Annotated in this window: 13 protein-coding genes; 1 reads left to right on the forward strand and 12 read right to left on the reverse strand. The window is 64.2% G+C overall.

The window, feature by feature from the left end; genetic code table 11:
• Positions 1–57 precede the first annotated feature (57 nt).
• The 10 genes from rodA to miaA form a co-directional block, all read right to left on the reverse strand.
• Positions 58–1221 carry a rod shape-determining protein RodA gene (gene rodA / locus EPD66_RS04435; protein ID WP_142847271.1) on the reverse strand — a complete coding sequence of 388 codons (1164 nt, stop codon included), beginning with the start codon at positions 1219–1221 and terminating at the stop codon, positions 58–60.
• Positions 1218–3161 (reverse strand): penicillin-binding protein 2, encoded by a 1944-nt coding sequence (gene mrdA / locus EPD66_RS04440; protein WP_142847272.1) that lies wholly within the window; start codon positions 3159–3161, stop codon positions 1218–1220. The genes rodA and mrdA overlap by 4 nt, the downstream gene beginning before the upstream one ends.
• Positions 3162–3186: 25 nt before the next feature.
• Positions 3187–3699 carry a rod shape-determining protein MreD gene (mreD, locus tag EPD66_RS04445; protein ID WP_142847273.1) on the reverse strand — a complete coding sequence of 171 codons (513 nt, stop codon included), beginning with the start codon at positions 3697–3699 and terminating at the stop codon, positions 3187–3189.
• Positions 3699–4604 carry a rod shape-determining protein MreC gene (gene mreC / locus EPD66_RS04450; protein ID WP_142847274.1) on the reverse strand — a complete coding sequence of 302 codons (906 nt, stop codon included), beginning with the start codon at positions 4602–4604 and terminating at the stop codon, positions 3699–3701. Before mreC ends, mreD begins: the two co-directional genes overlap by 1 nt.
• 88 nt (positions 4605–4692) lie before the next feature.
• On the reverse strand, positions 4693–5733 hold the full coding sequence (locus EPD66_RS04455; protein WP_142847275.1) for a rod shape-determining protein: 1041 nt from the start codon (positions 5731–5733) through the stop codon (positions 4693–4695).
• A gap of 93 nt (positions 5734–5826) precedes the next feature.
• Positions 5827–7371 (reverse strand): 2-isopropylmalate synthase, encoded by a 1545-nt coding sequence (locus EPD66_RS04460; protein ID WP_142847363.1) that lies wholly within the window; start codon positions 7369–7371, stop codon positions 5827–5829.
• A gap of 525 nt (positions 7372–7896) precedes the next feature.
• Positions 7897–8916 carry a ketol-acid reductoisomerase gene (gene ilvC, locus EPD66_RS04465; RefSeq protein ID WP_142847276.1) on the reverse strand — a complete coding sequence of 340 codons (1020 nt, stop codon included), beginning with the start codon at positions 8914–8916 and terminating at the stop codon, positions 7897–7899.
• Positions 8917–9060: 144 nt separating this feature from the next.
• Complete coding sequence (gene ilvN, locus EPD66_RS04470) at positions 9061–9570, reverse strand: acetolactate synthase small subunit (protein WP_185961257.1); 510 nt, start codon at positions 9568–9570, stop codon at positions 9061–9063.
• Between the two features lie 32 nt (positions 9571–9602).
• Positions 9603–11366 carry an acetolactate synthase 3 large subunit gene (locus tag EPD66_RS04475; protein ID WP_370511860.1) on the reverse strand — a complete coding sequence of 588 codons (1764 nt, stop codon included), beginning with the start codon at positions 11364–11366 and terminating at the stop codon, positions 9603–9605.
• 87 nt (positions 11367–11453) lie between these two features.
• Positions 11454–12389, reverse strand: coding sequence for a tRNA (adenosine(37)-N6)-dimethylallyltransferase MiaA (miaA, locus tag EPD66_RS04480; RefSeq protein ID WP_142847278.1), 936 nt, complete (start codon positions 12387–12389; stop codon positions 11454–11456).
• 81 nt (positions 12390–12470) lie between these two features.
• On the opposite strand from miaA, the gene serB reads away from it, so the two are divergent.
• The gene (gene serB, locus EPD66_RS04485; protein ID WP_142847279.1) at positions 12471–13367 is read left to right on the forward strand and encodes a phosphoserine phosphatase SerB; all 897 of its coding nucleotides are present in this window, start codon (positions 12471–12473) and stop codon (positions 13365–13367) included.
• 389 nt (positions 13368–13756) lie between these two features.
• Here the strand turns inward: serB and EPD66_RS04490 are convergent, their stop codons facing one another.
• Positions 13757–15319: a DegQ family serine endoprotease gene (locus EPD66_RS04490; protein ID WP_370511861.1), complete on the reverse strand. Its 1563-nt coding sequence runs from the start codon at positions 15317–15319 to the stop codon at positions 13757–13759.
• A 136-nt stretch (positions 15320–15455) separates the two neighbouring features.
• Positions 15456–15650 carry a DUF2065 domain-containing protein gene (locus EPD66_RS04495; RefSeq protein ID WP_142847280.1) on the reverse strand — a complete coding sequence of 65 codons (195 nt, stop codon included), beginning with the start codon at positions 15648–15650 and terminating at the stop codon, positions 15456–15458.
• Positions 15651–15703 lie beyond the last annotated feature (53 nt).

The following is a 15703-nucleotide window of genomic DNA, read 5'->3' on the forward strand; positions in this document are numbered from 1 at the left end:
ACCAAGCCCAGGCAGGGCGGTCAAGGGCAAAAAATGACGAAGGTCATAATTTTATCATCATCCTTCCTCGCTCGATCCACGGCGGCCGATCACCACGTCGCGGTGGATGTAGACGCTCATCATCAGGCCGAAACCGATCATCAGCGTCAGCATGGCCGTCCCGCCATAGGAGATCAGCGGCAGCGGCACGCCGACCACCGGAATGAGGCCCATGACCATGGCGATATTGATGAACACGTAGAGGAAGAAGGTCACGGTCACGCCCAAAGCCACCAGGCGGCCGAACTGGCTGCGCGAGCGCAAGGCGATGGCGTAGCCGTAAGCCAGGATCAGCACATAGATCCCCAGCAGGAACAAGCCGCCCACCATGCCGGTCTCTTCGGCCAGCATGGTGAAGATGAAGTCGGTCTGCTTCTCGGGCAGGAAGTTGAGATGGCTTTGCGTACCCTGCAGGAAGCCCTTGCCGAACAGCCCGCCGGACCCCAGCGCGATCTTTGACTGGGTGATGTGATAGCCCGTGCCGAGGGGATCGGCCTCGGGGTTGAGGAAGATCAGCACGCGGTTCTTCTGGTACTGGCGCAGGAACTGCCAGGCGATGGGCACGCTGCCGATTGCCGCCGCCAGGACGAGGCCGAACTTCCACATCCTGACCCCGGCCAGGAAGAAGATGGCGCCGCCACCGGCGATCAGCATCAGGGCCGTCCCCAAATCGGGCTGCTTGAGCACCAGTACGGCCGGCGCGAAGACCATGACGAGAGGCGGCAGCAGGAAAAGCGGCCGTCCCACCTCCTGGATCGTGGCGCCGTGGAAATACCGCGCCAGAGCCAGGATCAGGGAGATCTTCATCACCTCGGACGGCTGAAGCTGGACGATGCCCAGGTCGATCCAGCGCTGTGCCCCCATGCCCACCGAGCCCACCACTTCCACCGCCACCAGCAGCACCATGGCGACGATGTAGAAACTGTAGGCGTAGCGCATCCATATTCGGATATCGACCAGCGCCACGGTCACCATCATGGCAAAACCGATGCCGAAGCGCACCATCTGGCGTTGGGCCCACGGGTCGATGCTGCCATTGGCGGCGGAATAGAGCATGATGAAGCCGACGCTGGCGCAGATCGTGATCAGACCGATCAGCATCCAGTTCATCTGCCAGAACTTCTCGCGCAGGGTCATGCGATGCGGATTGAAGCGCACGCGCTGGGGGCTGAAGTTGTTCATGCGCTTTCCTCCGGCGCGCTGCCGCCGCAGCACTGGCCGTCATGGACATGGTCGTGCCGGAGCGAAGAGGCATCGGCCTGCTGCTCGGGGACAGCGGCGATGGGCTGGTTGCGCATCCGCTCGCGGCGCTGCAATTCCAGCATGATGTCCCGGGCGATCGGAGCCGCCACCGCCGAACCGCCGCCGCCATGCTCGACCACCACGGCGATGGCCCAGCGCGGCGCCGAGACAGGGGCGTAGCCCACGAACAAGGCGTGGTCGCGCTGGTTCCAGGGCAGGTCCTCGTTGCGCCTCACCCCGCCCTCGCGCTCGCGCATGGTGATCCGGCGCACCTGGGCCGTACCGGTCTTGCCGGCCATTTCCATGCCCTCGATGCCGATACGCGCGCGATAGGCCGTGCCGCCCGCTTCGTTGGTCACGGCATTCATGCCGCGTTGCGCCTGCAGCAGGGCCTGACGCGATACCCCGATGGGCGGCGCCTCCTTGGCCGGGCGCGGCACCAATTGCCCATCCACCAGCATGTCGCGGGCGACATGAGGCACGACGGCATGGCCGCCATTGGCGATACGCGCCGTCATGACGCAAAGCTGCAAGGGCGTGGTCAGCACGAAGCCCTGGCCGATGGAATTGACCAGCGTCTCGCCCGGATACCAGGCCTGCCCCAGCGCCCCCCTCTTCCACGCGCGGGTGGGGATGACGCCGGGCCGCTCGGTCGGCAGGTCGATGCCGGTATGCTCGCCCAGCCCGAAGCGCTTAGCCATTTCGGCGATGCGGTCGGGCCCCAGGCGCCGCCCCACTTCATAGAACCACACGTCGCAGGAATGCTTCAGCGCGTCCTTCATGTTCATGGCGCCATGGCCGCCATGCTTCCAGCAATGGAAGCGGGCATTGCCCAGCGACATATGGCCGGGGCAGTAGATCGTCTGTTCCGGGGTGATGACGCCCGCCTCCATGGCCGCCATGGTGACGATCATCTTATAGGTCGAGCCGGGGGCGTATTGTCCGGTGATGGATTTATTGGTCAGCGGCGCCTTGGGATTGGAGATCAGCGCCTTCCATTCCTGGGTGGTCAGGCCGCGATTGAAGGCGTTGGGGTCGAAGCTGGGCGTCGAGGCCATCACCAGGATGTCGCCGTTATGGATGTCCATCACCACGACCGAGGCGCTTTCCTCGCCCAGGCGCTGGGCGGCATAGGCCTGCAGGTCGAGGTCCAGGGTCAGCCGCAACTCGCTGCCCGGCTGCCCTTCGTCGCGGGCCAGTTCGCGGATGACGCGGCCGACGGCATTGACTTCGACCTGGCTGGTGCCGCCCTTGCCGCGCAGGGGCAGGTCGTAGATGCGCTCCACCCCGGCTTTGCCGATGCGGAAGCCCGGCAGTTCCAGCAGCGGGTCCCCCGTCAGGTCCTGCTCCGAGACGGCGGCGACATAGCCGAGGATATGCGCGCCCAGTTCGTGCAGGGGGTAGAAACGCGACAGGCCCACGTCGATCTGCACGCCCGGCAGGTCGGGGGCGTTGACCTCGATGCGGGCCACATCCTCCCAGCTCAGATTTTCGCGCACGGTGACGGGAACAAAACGCCGGCGGCGGCGTACATCACGGAAGATACGGGCCCGTTCGCTTTCGGAAATGGGCACGATCTTGGACAAGGCATCCAGCGTCGCGTCGAGATTGCTGGTCTGCTCAGCCACCACCAGCACCCGGTAGTTCTGGTGGTTGACGGCCATGGCGACATCGTTGCGGTCGACGATGCGGCCGCGCGGCGGCGGCAGCAGGCGCAGCGAGATGCGGTTGTCCTCAGCCATCATATGATAGCGCTCGGCTTCGACCACCTGCAGGTAATACATGCGGCCGACCAGGGTCGAGAGGAGCGCCAGCTTTCCGCCCGCCAGCATGGCGGCACGGCGGCTGAACAGCTTTGCGCGGTCGTTATCGCGGTTCATCGGCCTCTCGGGTCCACGGCATCCGTCAAGCGTCGCGCAAGAACGTCACGTGCAGGCGCGCCAGAATCCAACTCACCACCGGATAGGTGGCCAAGGTCATCAAATACTGGAACAGCACCGCCCTCGGCTGCCCCCAGCCATGCAGCACGCCGACCAGGCCCCAGGTCAGCAGGCTCGCCACCGCCGCCACCAAGGCGAAGCCCCACCAGGCGACGATGAAGGTATTACCCAGGAAGAAGCGGCGCTGCGACGCCGCCACGCCATGCACCAGCAGCAGCACCAGGGCGGTAACGCCGATGGGCGTGCCGTCCACCACATCCTGGAGCAATCCTATCAGGAAAGCGCCATGAGCGGGCAGCAGATCGGGGCGGTAGATGGCCCAGTAGAAGACCGCCATCAGCACCAGGGCGGGCATCAGGCCCGACATCCCCGGCACCCGGCTGGGCACCAGCGTCATCAGAAGCAGGAACAGCGTCAGCCCCACCGGCAACAGATGCCGGGCCCAGAGGTCCATGCGGTGGAGCAGGCCGGGCTTCACTAGGAGGTACTCCCGCCGCGCCGGGTATCCTCGGCGCCGTTCGAGCCCGGCAGCACCGCGCCCAGGCCGTAATCGACGACGGTGACGAATTCAAGCTCGTGGCGATGAATGAAGGGCTGCACGCGCGCCACGCCGTCCGTCACCGAGGCGACCACGCCCACCGGGATGCCCGGCGGAAAGGCGCCGCCATGGCCCGAGGTGACGATTCTCTCGCCCGGCGCCACCGACGGCGGCCCGGCCAGCGGGTCGCCCGACAGATAGCTCAGGCGTGGACGGTCGCTGTTGTCGCCGGACAGGATAGCCTTGACCCGCGAGGATTCGATGACCACGGGAACGCGGGCATTGAGGTCGGTCAGCAGCAGGACGCGCGCCGAGGTCTGGCCGACACTGGCGATGCGGCCCACCAGCACCTCGCCCGACATCACCGCCTGCCCCTTGCGCACGCCGTTGCGCGCACCGGCATTGATCAGCATGGAGTGAACGAAGGTGCCGCCGGTATCGGCCACCACGCGGGCGGTGATATAGGCGGCTTCGGGGTCCGGCAGGTAGTTGAGCTTCTCAGCCAGGATGCGGTTTTCCGCATCCAGCCGCCGGGCCACGGTCTGCCAGTGCAGGAGCTTGGCGTTCTCTTCCCGCAGGCGCGCATTCTCCGCCCGCAGATTCGCCAGTTCATGCACATTCTCGACGATATCGGCGATACCTGCCGCCGGCCGTGCCATGACGTCCAGAACCGGAGCCAGGGCATCGGCCACCGACATGCGCATACGTTCGACCAAGACCATATCCGCCTTACCCAACAGCATCAGCCCAAAAGCCGCGCCGACCAGGGCGAGAAAGGCGAAGCGCTGCACCAGAAGGCGCAAATGGGCCAGCCGCCCGACGGGAGAGCCGGAGTGCTGCTTCAAGCCAGTCCTCCATCACGGGCGGCGCCACCTTGGCGCCGCCGCCATGATCCTTGCGACAGGATCAGTACTTAGGGTCCCGTGCGGGGGCTCAGTACATGGTCGAAAGTACATTCTTGAGTTTAGGCATTTCTTCCAGGGCACGCCCGGTACCCAAGGCGACACAAGACAAAGGATCATCCGCGATCGAGACCGGCAGGCCGGTGGCATGACGCAGCACGAAGTCCAGATTGGCCAGCAGGGCGCCGCCGCCGGTGAGCACGATGCCCTTGTCCACGATGTCGGCGGCCAGTTCCGGGGCGGTATGTTCCAGCGCCACCTTGACCGCCTCGATGATGGCTCCGACCGGCTCGGCCAGGCTTTCCGCGATCTGGCGTTCGCTGATCACCAGTTCCTTGGGCACGCCGTTCATCAGGTCGCGGCCCTTTATTTCCATGATCCGGCCCTCGCCATCCTCGGGCGGGCAGGCGGAACCGATTTCCTTCTTGATGCGCTCGGCCGAGCCCTCACCCACCAGAAGGTTATGGTTGCGGCGGATATAGGCGATGATGGCTTCGTCCATCTTGTCGCCGCCGACCCTCACCGAACGGGAATAGACGATCCCCCCCAGCGAGAGGACGGCCACTTCCGTGGTGCCGCCACCGATATCGACGACCATCGAGCCCGTGGGCTCGGTCACCGGCAGACCGGCACCGATGGCGGCGGCCATCGGCTCTTCGATCAGGAAGACCCGGCGGGCACCGGCGCTTTCGGCCGATTCCTGGATGGCGCGGCGCTCGACGGCGGTCGATCCCGACGGCACGCAGACGATGACCAGCGGGCTGGCGAAGCTGCGGCGGTTATGCACCTTGCGGATGAAGTGCTTGATCATCTCTTCGGCGACTTCGAAGTCGGCGATGACCCCGTCGCGTAAGGGGCGGATGGCCTGGATGTAACCCGGCGTGCGGCCCAGCATCATCTTGGCTTCGTCACCAACGGCCAGGACCTTCTTCTTGCCCTTTTCCTCGGCGATGGCGACCACCGAAGGCTCGTTGAGGACGATGCCGCGGCCTTTTACATAGACCAAGGTGTTCGCGGTCCCGAGGTCGATCGCCATGTCCGCCGACATCCAACCCGTCACTCTGGAAAACATTCGTCCTCACCTACGTTCGTATGGTTGCAACAATGCCGGAGCTTTTCCTCCGGCATTGTCCACCAAGGTCAATGTTGCGTCGCAGCCGTTATATCAGGCTGAGAGCGCCTGTGGAGCGGTTTTCTCGCGTTTCACCAACAACTTGTTCAGAGCCGTCACATAGGCACGGGCAGAAGCGACAAGAGTATCGGTATCGGCGCCCTGGCCATTGACGGTTTTGCCGTCTTCTTCCAGTCGCACCGTCACCTCGGCTTGCGCATCGGTGCCCTGGGTCACGGCATGGACCTGATAGAGCTGCAGGCGGGCATTATGCGGCACGAGTTCTTTAATACAGTTAAACGTCGCATCGACGGGGCCGTCGCCGGTGGACTCGCATTGCTTCGTCTCGCCATCGACTTCCAGTTCCAGCGTCGCACGCGGCGGGCGATGCTTGGAGCCGCAGACCACTTCCAGCGAAACGAAACGGATGCGGTCGTTGCTGCGCAGCACCTCGTCATCGACCAAAGCCACGATATCTTCGTCGAATACGTCTTTTTTGCGGTCAGCGAGATCCTTGAAGCGCACAAAAGCGTCTTCGATGGCGTTCTCGCCCAGTTCGTAGCCCAGTTCCTTCAGCTTCGACTTGAAGGCGGCACGGCCGGAATGCTTGCCCATGACCAGGGTCGAGCGGGTCAGGCCCACCGATTCGGGGGTCATGATCTCGTAGGTCTGGGCGTTCTTCAGCATGCCGTCCTGGTGGATCCCCGATTCATGGGCGAAGGCATTGGCGCCGACGATGGCCTTGTTGGGCTGCACCACGAAGCCGGTCACGGTGGACACCAAGCGCGAGGCCTTGGTGATGTGCTCGGTCTTGATGCCGGTGGTATAGGGGATGTGATCGGCGCGGGTGCGCAGCGCCATCACGATCTCTTCCATGGCGGCGTTGCCGGCGCGTTCGCCCAGGCCGTTGATGGTGCATTCCACCTGGCGGGCACCGGCCTGCACGGCGGCCAGCGAATTGGCCACGGCCAAGCCCAGGTCGTTGTGGCAATGGACCGAGATGATGGCCTGGTCGATATTGGGCACCCGGTTGAACAGCATGCGGATCAGCGCGGCATATTCGTCGGGAACGGCATAGCCCACGGTATCAGGGATGTTGATGGTGCGCGCACCGGCCTTGATGGCGGCCTCGACGCAGCGGCACAGGAAATCGTGTTCGGTCCGCGAGCCGTCTTCGGCCGACCATTCCACGTCATCGGTGAAATTGCGGGCATAGGAGACGCTCTCGACGACCTTCGCCAGCACCTTCTCCGGTTCCATCTGCAGCTTGTACTTCATGTGCAGCGGCGAGGTGGAGATGAAGGTGTGGATGCGGCCCCGCGCGGCCGGCTTGATGGCCTCGGCACAGCGCTCGATATCGGCCTTGGTGGCGCGGGCCAGACCGGCGATGGTGGCGTTGGTGACGGTCTTGGCGATCTCGTTGACGGCCTCGAAATCGCCGTTCGAGGCGATGGGGAAGCCGGCTTCGATCACGTCGACGCCCATATCCTCCAGCACCTTGGCGATCTTGAGCTTCTCCTCCAAGTTCATGGAGGCGCCCGGCGATTGCTCGCCATCGCGCAGGGTGGTGTCGAAGATGATGACGCGGTTTTTATCCATGCTGTCAGTCATGTGACGGGTCCCTTAGAAAACGTTCCGACTCAAGGCTTGAACTTCCCCCCTGAACGCCTTCCCACCCGTCCCGGCAGCACCGGCGGTGAAAAAAGCGACGTTCAGGGGCACCTAAGTCGTAGGGCCCGGTCACTGTTCGGCAGCAGGTTGAGAGCCAGCGCGAAGGCGCGCGCGCGAACCACACGCCATCCGGCATGGTGTTGCGCCAACTCCTTCATTCGTGCTCCGGCCATATTCTCCGCCTGCCATTGGTTGGGACCGCCAGAAACAGGAAAAAACGCTGCCCCAACACCTCTATAGTGAGGATGGATTGGCGGCGCTTGTCAACACCAGTTTCCAGCTTGCGGCCGTTTCCGCTTAACCCCCGCCACCTTCCCTCGGTGAAGCGGGATCGAGGCCGGGAACAAAGCGCAAAGGGCTCTCACGACGCAGATGTGGTTGTAGCTCAACCATCCCCGGCCATGCTGCAACGAAAAAGGGGATGCCGCGGCACCCCCTTCATCGGAAGGTGGATTAGTTCTTGGACTTGTCCACCAGCTTGTTCTTGGCGATCCACGGCATCATGCCGCGCAGACGCTCGCCCACTTCCTCGATCGGATGCTCGGCCTGACGGCGGCGGGTCGCCTTGAAGGAGGGCTGGCCGGCCTTGCACTCAAGCATCCAGTCGCGCACGAAGCGGCCGGACTGGATGTCTTCCAGCACGCGCTTCATCTCGGCCTTGGTCTCGTCGGTCACCATGCGCGGGCCGGTGACGTAGTCGCCGTATTCCGCGGTGTTGGAGATCGAGTAGCGCATGTTGGCGATGCCGCCTTCATAGATCAGGTCGACGATCAGCTTCACTTCGTGCAGGCACTCGAAATAGGCCATTTCCGGGGCATAGCCCGCTTCGACCAGGGTTTCGAAGCCGGCCTGGATCAGCTTGGTCAGGCCGCCGCAAAGCACCGCCTGCTCGCCGAAGAGGTCGGTTTCGCATTCTTCGCGGAAGGTGGTCTCGATGACGCCCGAACGGCCGCCGCCGATGGCCGAGGCGTAGGAGAGAGCGAGTTCCAGCGCGTTGCCCGAGGCGTTCTGCGCCACGGCCACGAGGCAGGGCACGCCGCCGCCCTTGAGGTATTCACCGCGCACGGTATGGCCCGGGCCCTTAGGGGCGATCATGAACACGTCCAGGTCGGCACGGGGCTCGATCAGCTTGAAGTGGACGTTCAGGCCGTGGGCGAAGACCAGGGCCGCGCCTTCCTTCATGTTGTCGCGCAGATGGTCGTTGTACAGCTCTGCCTGCAGCTCGTCGGGGGTGAGGATCATCACCAGGTCGCCCCACTTGGCGGCCTCGGCGGGGGACATGACCTTCAGGCCCTCGGCCTCGGCCTTCTTGGCCGAAGGCGAACCGGGACGCAGCGCCACGGCCACATCCTTCACACCCGAATCGCGCAGATTCAGGGCATGGGCGTGACCCTGGCTGCCGTAGCCGACGATGACGACCTTCTTGGACTTGACCAGATTGACGTCGGCATCCCGATCGTAATAGACGCGCATGAGAGAACTCTTCCTTTCACCCGGCCGATGCGGCCTTTTCTTTATACCGAGGCCGAGACCGGCCCTTGAGCTTAAATCCGTCGCTGTTTTTCCTACCCCTTTGCGGCGCCGCGCGCAAGGCGCGACGCCGCGGGGAAAGGCGGTTTACAGCGGCTTCGGGCCGCGGGCGATGGCGGCGACGCCGGTCCGCGACACATCCGCCAAACCCAGCGGTTCCATCAGATTGATGAAGGCATCGAGCTTTTCGGTCGCGCCGACGATCTCGAAGACGAAGGATTCATTCGTCGAATCGACCACGCGGGCACGGAAGATATCGGCGATGCGCAGGGATTCCACCCGCTTCTCGCCGCTTCCAACCACCTTGACCAGGGCCAGTTCGCGCGACACATGCGGCCCTTCCACCGTCAGATCGCGGACCTTGTGCACCGGCACCAGACGGCCCAGCTGCGCCTTGATCTGCTCGATGATCATCGGCGTGCCGGAAGTGACGATGGTGATGCGCGAGAGCTTCTCATGCACATCGACCTCGGCCACCGTCAGGCTGTCGATATTGTAGCCGCGCCCCGAGAACAGGCCGATGACCCGCGCCAGCACGCCCGCTTCGTTGTTCACCAGAACCGAGAAGGTATGGCGAACGATTTCTTCCTTCTGCATCATCACAGCTTAGTCCCCCTGAGTCGCGGCCGTTAGACCAGAACCATGCCGTCTTCGGAGATCGGCTTGGCCACCTGATCCGCCGGACCCAGCAGCATTTCGTTATGGGCCGCCCCCGACGGGATCATCGGGAAGCAGTTTTCCGTCTGGTCGACCGCGCAATCGACGATCACCGGGCGGTTCACCTCGATCATCTCCTTGATGACGTCGTCCACCTCGCTGACCTTGTCGGCGCGCAGGCCCACGGCGCCGAAGGCTTCGGCCAGCTTGACGAAATCAGGCAGGGATTCCGAATAGCTTTCGGAATAGCGGCCGCCATGCAGCAATTCCTGCCACTGGCGCACCATGCCCATGTAGCGGTTGTTCAGGATGAACACCTTCACCGGCAGGCGATACTGCATCAGGGTGCTCATTTCCTGGATGTTCATCATGATCGAGGCCTCGCCGGCCACGTCGATGACCAGGGCGTCGGGATGGGCGACCTGCACGCCCATGGCGGCGGGCAGGCCGTAGCCCATGGTGCCCAGGCCGCCCGAGGTCAGCCAGCGATTGGGCTTGTCGAAGGTCAGGAACTGGGCGGCCCACATTTGGTGCTGGCCGACTTCGGTGCTGAAATAGGTCTCGCGGCCCTTGGTCAGTTCATTCAGGCGCTGCAGGGCGTATTGCGGCTTGATGATCTGGTCGCCCTGCTGGTAGCGCAGGCAATCGCGGGCGCGCCATTCGCCGATCTGCTTCCACCAGGCATCCAGCGCCGCCGCGTCCACATTGGCCTGGCGCGACTTCCACACCTTGATCATGTCCTCGAGCACATGACCGACATCGCCGATGATGGCGCAATCGACCTGCACGTTCTTGTTGACCGAGGACGGGTCGATATCGATGTGGATCTTCTTGGAATTCGGAGCGAAGGCGTTCAGGCGGCCGGTCACACGGTCGTCGAAGCGGGCGCCGATGCAGACCATCACGTCGCAGTCATGCATGGCCCAGTTGGCCTCGTAGGTGCCGTGCATGCCGACCATGCCCAGGAATTGGGGATCGCTGCCGGGGAAGGCGCCCAGGCCCATCAGCGTCAGGGTGACCGGGAAATTGGTCATCTTGGCGAACTGGGTCAGCAACTGGCTGGCCGCCGGGCCGGAATTGATCACGCCGCCGCCGCAATAGAGCAGCGGCTTACGCGCCTTGGACAGCATCTCCACCGCTTCCTCGATGCGGTTGAGGTCGCCCTTGATCTGCGGACGGTAGGATTTGTGCTGGACCTTGCTGGGGCCTTCATAGCTGCCCTTGCCCATCAGGATGTCCTTGGGCAGGTCGATCACCACCGGGCCGGGACGGCCGGTCTGGGCGACATAGAAGGCCTCGTGGATGGTCCGGGCCAGTGCGTTCCCATCCTTCACCAGATAATTATGCTTGGTGCAGGGACGGGTGATACCGGTGGTATCGGCTTCCTGGAAGGCGTCGTTGCCGATCAGATGAGTCGGCACCTGACCGGTCAGGCAGACCACCGGAATGGAATCCATCATGGCATCCAGCAGGCCGGTCACCGCATTGGTCGCACCAGGGCCCGACGTCACGAGAACCACGCCGACCTTGCCGGTGGAACGCGCATAACCTTCCGCGGCATGAACAGCGGCCTGCTCGTGGCGAACAAGGATGTGACGAATCTTGTTCTGCTTGAAGATCTCGTCATAGATGGGAAGTACGGCGCCGCCGGGATACCCGAAAATTACCTCAACACCCTGATCGGTCAGAGCCTTGAGGACCATTTCAGCGCCGGTCAACGTCTCCTGTGCCATCATTGCACCCTTTCTTTGAACATACTCGCGAACACGCGTCATCCTCCGCGCCAACAGCAAGGGCGGAGGCGACAAGCTAGTCTTTCATGGTTACTGGGTCAACAGAAACCGGTGAATAAAGGAAAAGAAATCACCCCACATTCTTTCCGAAAATTGCGTTTGTACCATTTTTGCGTCAGGAATCTGATTCCGGAACCACGTCAGCTGCCGCTTGGCATAGCGTCTGGTCGCGAGCTGGGCGGCAGCGGCGGCCTGTTCCAGGCTCATCTCCCCGCGCAGATGGGCCAGCAATTCCGGCACGCCCAGGGCCTTCATGGCGGGCAAGGCAGGATCGAGGCGCAACGCCGCCAGCGCCGCCACCTCGTCGAGCGCCCCCTGCTCCACCATCTTCATGAAGCGCCCGTCGCAGGCGGCGTAAAGCGCCTCGCGCTCGGGCGCCAGCACCAGGGTCAGCACATCGGCGTCCAGCCCGCCCAGATTGGGCTCCTCCTGCCACTCCGCCAGCGACCGTCCCGTCGCCTCGATCACTTCCCAGGCGCGCACTAGGCGCTGCGAATTGCCGGGATGCAGGCGGGCCGCCATCACCGGGTCGCGCTGCGCCAGCAGGCGGTGGAAGGCCTCGTTGCCCGAACGCTCGAACAGCGCCCGGGCCTCGGCGCGAATGTCTTCGGGAATGTCGGGAATAGGCGACAGGCCCTCGACGAGGCTGCGGATGTAGAGGCCGGTGCCGCCGGTGATCACCGGCACCCTGCCCGCCTCCCAGGCCGCCTCGACCTCGGCCCGCGCCATTTCCTGCCAGCGCCCGGCCGAGCAGACTTTGGAAGGCGGCAGCACGCCGTACAGGCGGTGGGGGACCGTTTCCTCGTCCTCGGGCGACGGACGCGCCGTCAGCACACGCAGCACGCCATAGACCTGCATGGAATCGGCATTGATGACCGTTCCACCGAATTCAGCCGCGGCGCGCAATGCCAGCGCCGACTTTCCACTGGCCGTCGGCCCCGCGATCACCACCGCCTTGCGCCTCATTCTCTTCCCTCGTCCTTCGGCTCTTGCCAATCGATCCGCCACACCGTAAAGCAACCGGGACCGAGACGGTAGGATGCTCCGATGGATTATGTTCTGACCCTGATCGCCAACCCCGCCACCGGCGGGCTCGAAGACGGCATCGCCGCCGCAGCGCGCGCGGCCCTCAACGATTTGGGAGCCGATACCGCGCAGCCTTCCTGGCTGGACCGGGGCATCGCCTGCGACATTCCCTTCGCCATGCTGGCGCCCGAACAGGCCGAGGCCGCCGTGCGCGGACGGCTGGACGGCCAGCCCTTCGATGTGGTGGCCCAGGCTTCCGAAGGCCGGCGCAAGCGCCTGCTGGTGGCCGACATGGATTCCACGATGGTGGTCGGCGAAACGCTGGACGAACTGGCCGATTATGCCGGGCTGAAGGAGCATATAGCAGCCATCACCGCGCGCGCCATGAACGGCGAGCTGGATTTCAAGGCGGCCTTGCGCGAGCGCGTGGGCCTGCTCCAGGGACTGGACGTCTCGGCGCTGGACAAGACCTTCGCCCGGCTGGAATACATGCCCGGCGCCCGCAAGCTGGTCCAGACCATGCGCGCCAACGGCGCCTATGCGGTGCTGGTTTCGGGTGGCTTCAAATATTTCACCGCGCGCGTCGCCGCCCATTGCGGCTTCGACATGGATCTCGCCAACGACCTCGTCATCCGGGACGGCAAGCTGACCGGCGAGGTCACCGAGCCCATCCTTGACCGCGCCACCAAGCTGGAAACCCTGATCCGTGTCGCCAGTGAACGCAAGATCCCGCTGGCGCTGACCGCCTCGGTCGGCGACGGCGCCAACGACCTGGACATGATCCGCGCCGCCGGGCTGGGCGTCGCCTATCACGCCAAGCCCATCGTCTCGGCCGAGGCCCGCGTCCGCATCGACCACGGCGACCTGACCGCCCTGCTCTACGCCCAGGGCTACAAGGCCGAAGACTTCGTCGAGTAGACAACGACCGTCCGCAGCACATCGTCACAGTGACGCTCTCATAATGCTGGGGGCCACGAAGACACCAAGGCACCAAGGCTTTGGTCAGACTTCTGACAAACGCCTTACTCCTCGTCACTCCCGCGAAAGCGGGAGTCCATGGAGCCGCAGCATTCATATTTAGGGGCTTATATCTTCACGCCCCCCGACATGGACCCCCGCCTTCGCGGGGGTGACGCTTTTCTGCGGACGGCATCGACTTTGTCAGCCTCCTGACCAAAGCCTTGGTGTCCTTGTGTCTTGGTGGCTTACCAAAAGCTGGCGGGAGTGACGAAGAAAAAGGATTGCGCGCAATGTAAAAAAGCCCCGGCATCGCTGCCGGGGCTTTTCTTTTACGAACTCAGCCGACCTCAGTTGCGCTGCGGGCGCGGCTGGGGACCGGGCTGGGTCTGGGGTTCGTTGTCGACGCGCAGGGCGACGAAGCGCAAGCCCCGCTCGTTCTCGATCAGCAGCAGGACGGAACGGCGCCCGGCCTTGCGGGCGGCTTCGATCTTGCTGACCACGTCATTGGGTGCGGTCACCTGTTCCTGGCTGACTTCCAGGATCAGGTCGCCGGGGCGGATGCCCTTTTCGGCGGCGGCACCGGTCGATTCCACGGCAACCACCACCACGCCGTTGGCGTTCTCGGCCAGCGAGAAGCGCTCGCGGATCTGCGGCGTGACCGTGGCAACGCTCATGCCCAACCCGGCAACCGAAATCTGTCCGGGTTCGGAACGGGGGGCCTGTTCGCTGGTGCGGACGACCGGTTCCTCGTCTTCCTCGCGCAGTTCGCCGACCACGACATTCAGTGTCTGGCGGCGGCCGTCGCGCCACACCACCACCTCGGCGCTGCGGTCGATGGGCGTTTCGGCGACGATACGCGGCAGACGGCGCATGTCGGGGACTTCACGACCCGCGAATTGCAGGATGACGTCGCCGGCACGGATGCCGCCCTGCTCCGCCGGGCCGCCTTCGGTGACGCTGGCGACCAGGGCGCCGCGCGCATCCTCCAGGCCCAGGCTCTCGGCGATTTCCTCGGTCACGGACTGGATGCGCACACCCAGCCAGCCGCGCCGCGCCCGGCCATGTTCGCGCAGGTCGTCGATGACCGGCTTGGCCAGGGCGGAAGGCACCGCGAAGCCGATGCCGATGCTGCCGCCCGAGGGCGAGAAGATGGCGGTGTTGATGCCGATGACCTCGCCGTTCATGTTGAACATCGGGCCGCCGGAATTGCCGCGGTTGATGGAGGCGTCGGTCTGGATGAAATCATCATAGGGACCGGCATTGATGTCGCGGGCGCGCGCCGAGACGATGCCGGCGGTGACGGTGCCGCCCAGGCCGAAGGGGTTGCCGATGGCCAACACCCAGTCGCCGACGCGGGTGGCATCGGAATCGCCCCATTGCAGCGAGGGCAGTTCCTTGTTGCTGTTGACCTTCAGCAGGGCCAGATCGGTCTTGGCATCACGCCCGACGATCTCGGCCTTCAGCACGGTGTCGTCATGCAGGATGACGCTGATCTCGTCGGCATCGGCGATGACGTGGTTGTTGGTCACCACATAGCCTTCGGGATCGATGATGAACCCCGACCCGAGCGAGGTGGAACGGCGCGGCGGCGCGTCCGGACGGCCGCCGGGCTGGTTCTCGAAGAATTCGCGGAAGAAATCCTCGAAGGGAGAACCCGGCGGGAATTGGGGCGTCTCGGGCATGCGCTCGGGCCCCTGCATGGTCTGCGTGGTCGAAATATTGACCACCGCCGGCTGAAGGCGCTCCGCCAGATCGGCGAAGCTCTCCGGCGCCGGGCGCGCCTGCACCTGCACGGCCGTCAAAAGCAGTGCCAGGGCGACCAAGCCGCTAAGCAGCCAGAGTGCCAGACGCGGCACAGGCGCGGCGGCAACACGGGCTTGAGCCTGCTTTCTGTATCTTGCTTCTCTCACCGATACTCTCCCTCGCACTTTACCGGGCTTTCTGTTTTTCCGGCATTACCAGTCGGCCAAATTTAGTCTTGTGCCCATTGCGCTTCAAGCAAAGGGAAAAAACACTCGATTCTTCGGCCGCATCCGACCGCCGTTGTCACGGCGCCCCGCCACGTAACAGCCATAGCATGGCTACGCCCAGCATAGCCATGCAAACGCCGCCCCAGCGCAGCGTTTGCGGCGGGGCTGCCATGATCTGTACCAGCAGGCGCTTCATGCCGCCGGGGAACAGAGCATAAAGCAGGCCTTCCAAGGTGATCGCAAGAAAAAGGGCTGTAAGGAACAAAGTCATAGACAGGGAAGGAAAAAGACCCCTCCCGGAAGGCCGGAAGGGGTCGAAGTCAA

Origin of the sequence: Telmatospirillum sp. J64-1 (assembly GCF_006980715.1) — a bacterium.
GTDB classification, from domain to species: Bacteria; Pseudomonadota; Alphaproteobacteria; order Rhodospirillales; family Magnetospirillaceae; genus Oleiliquidispirillum; species Oleiliquidispirillum nitrogeniifigens.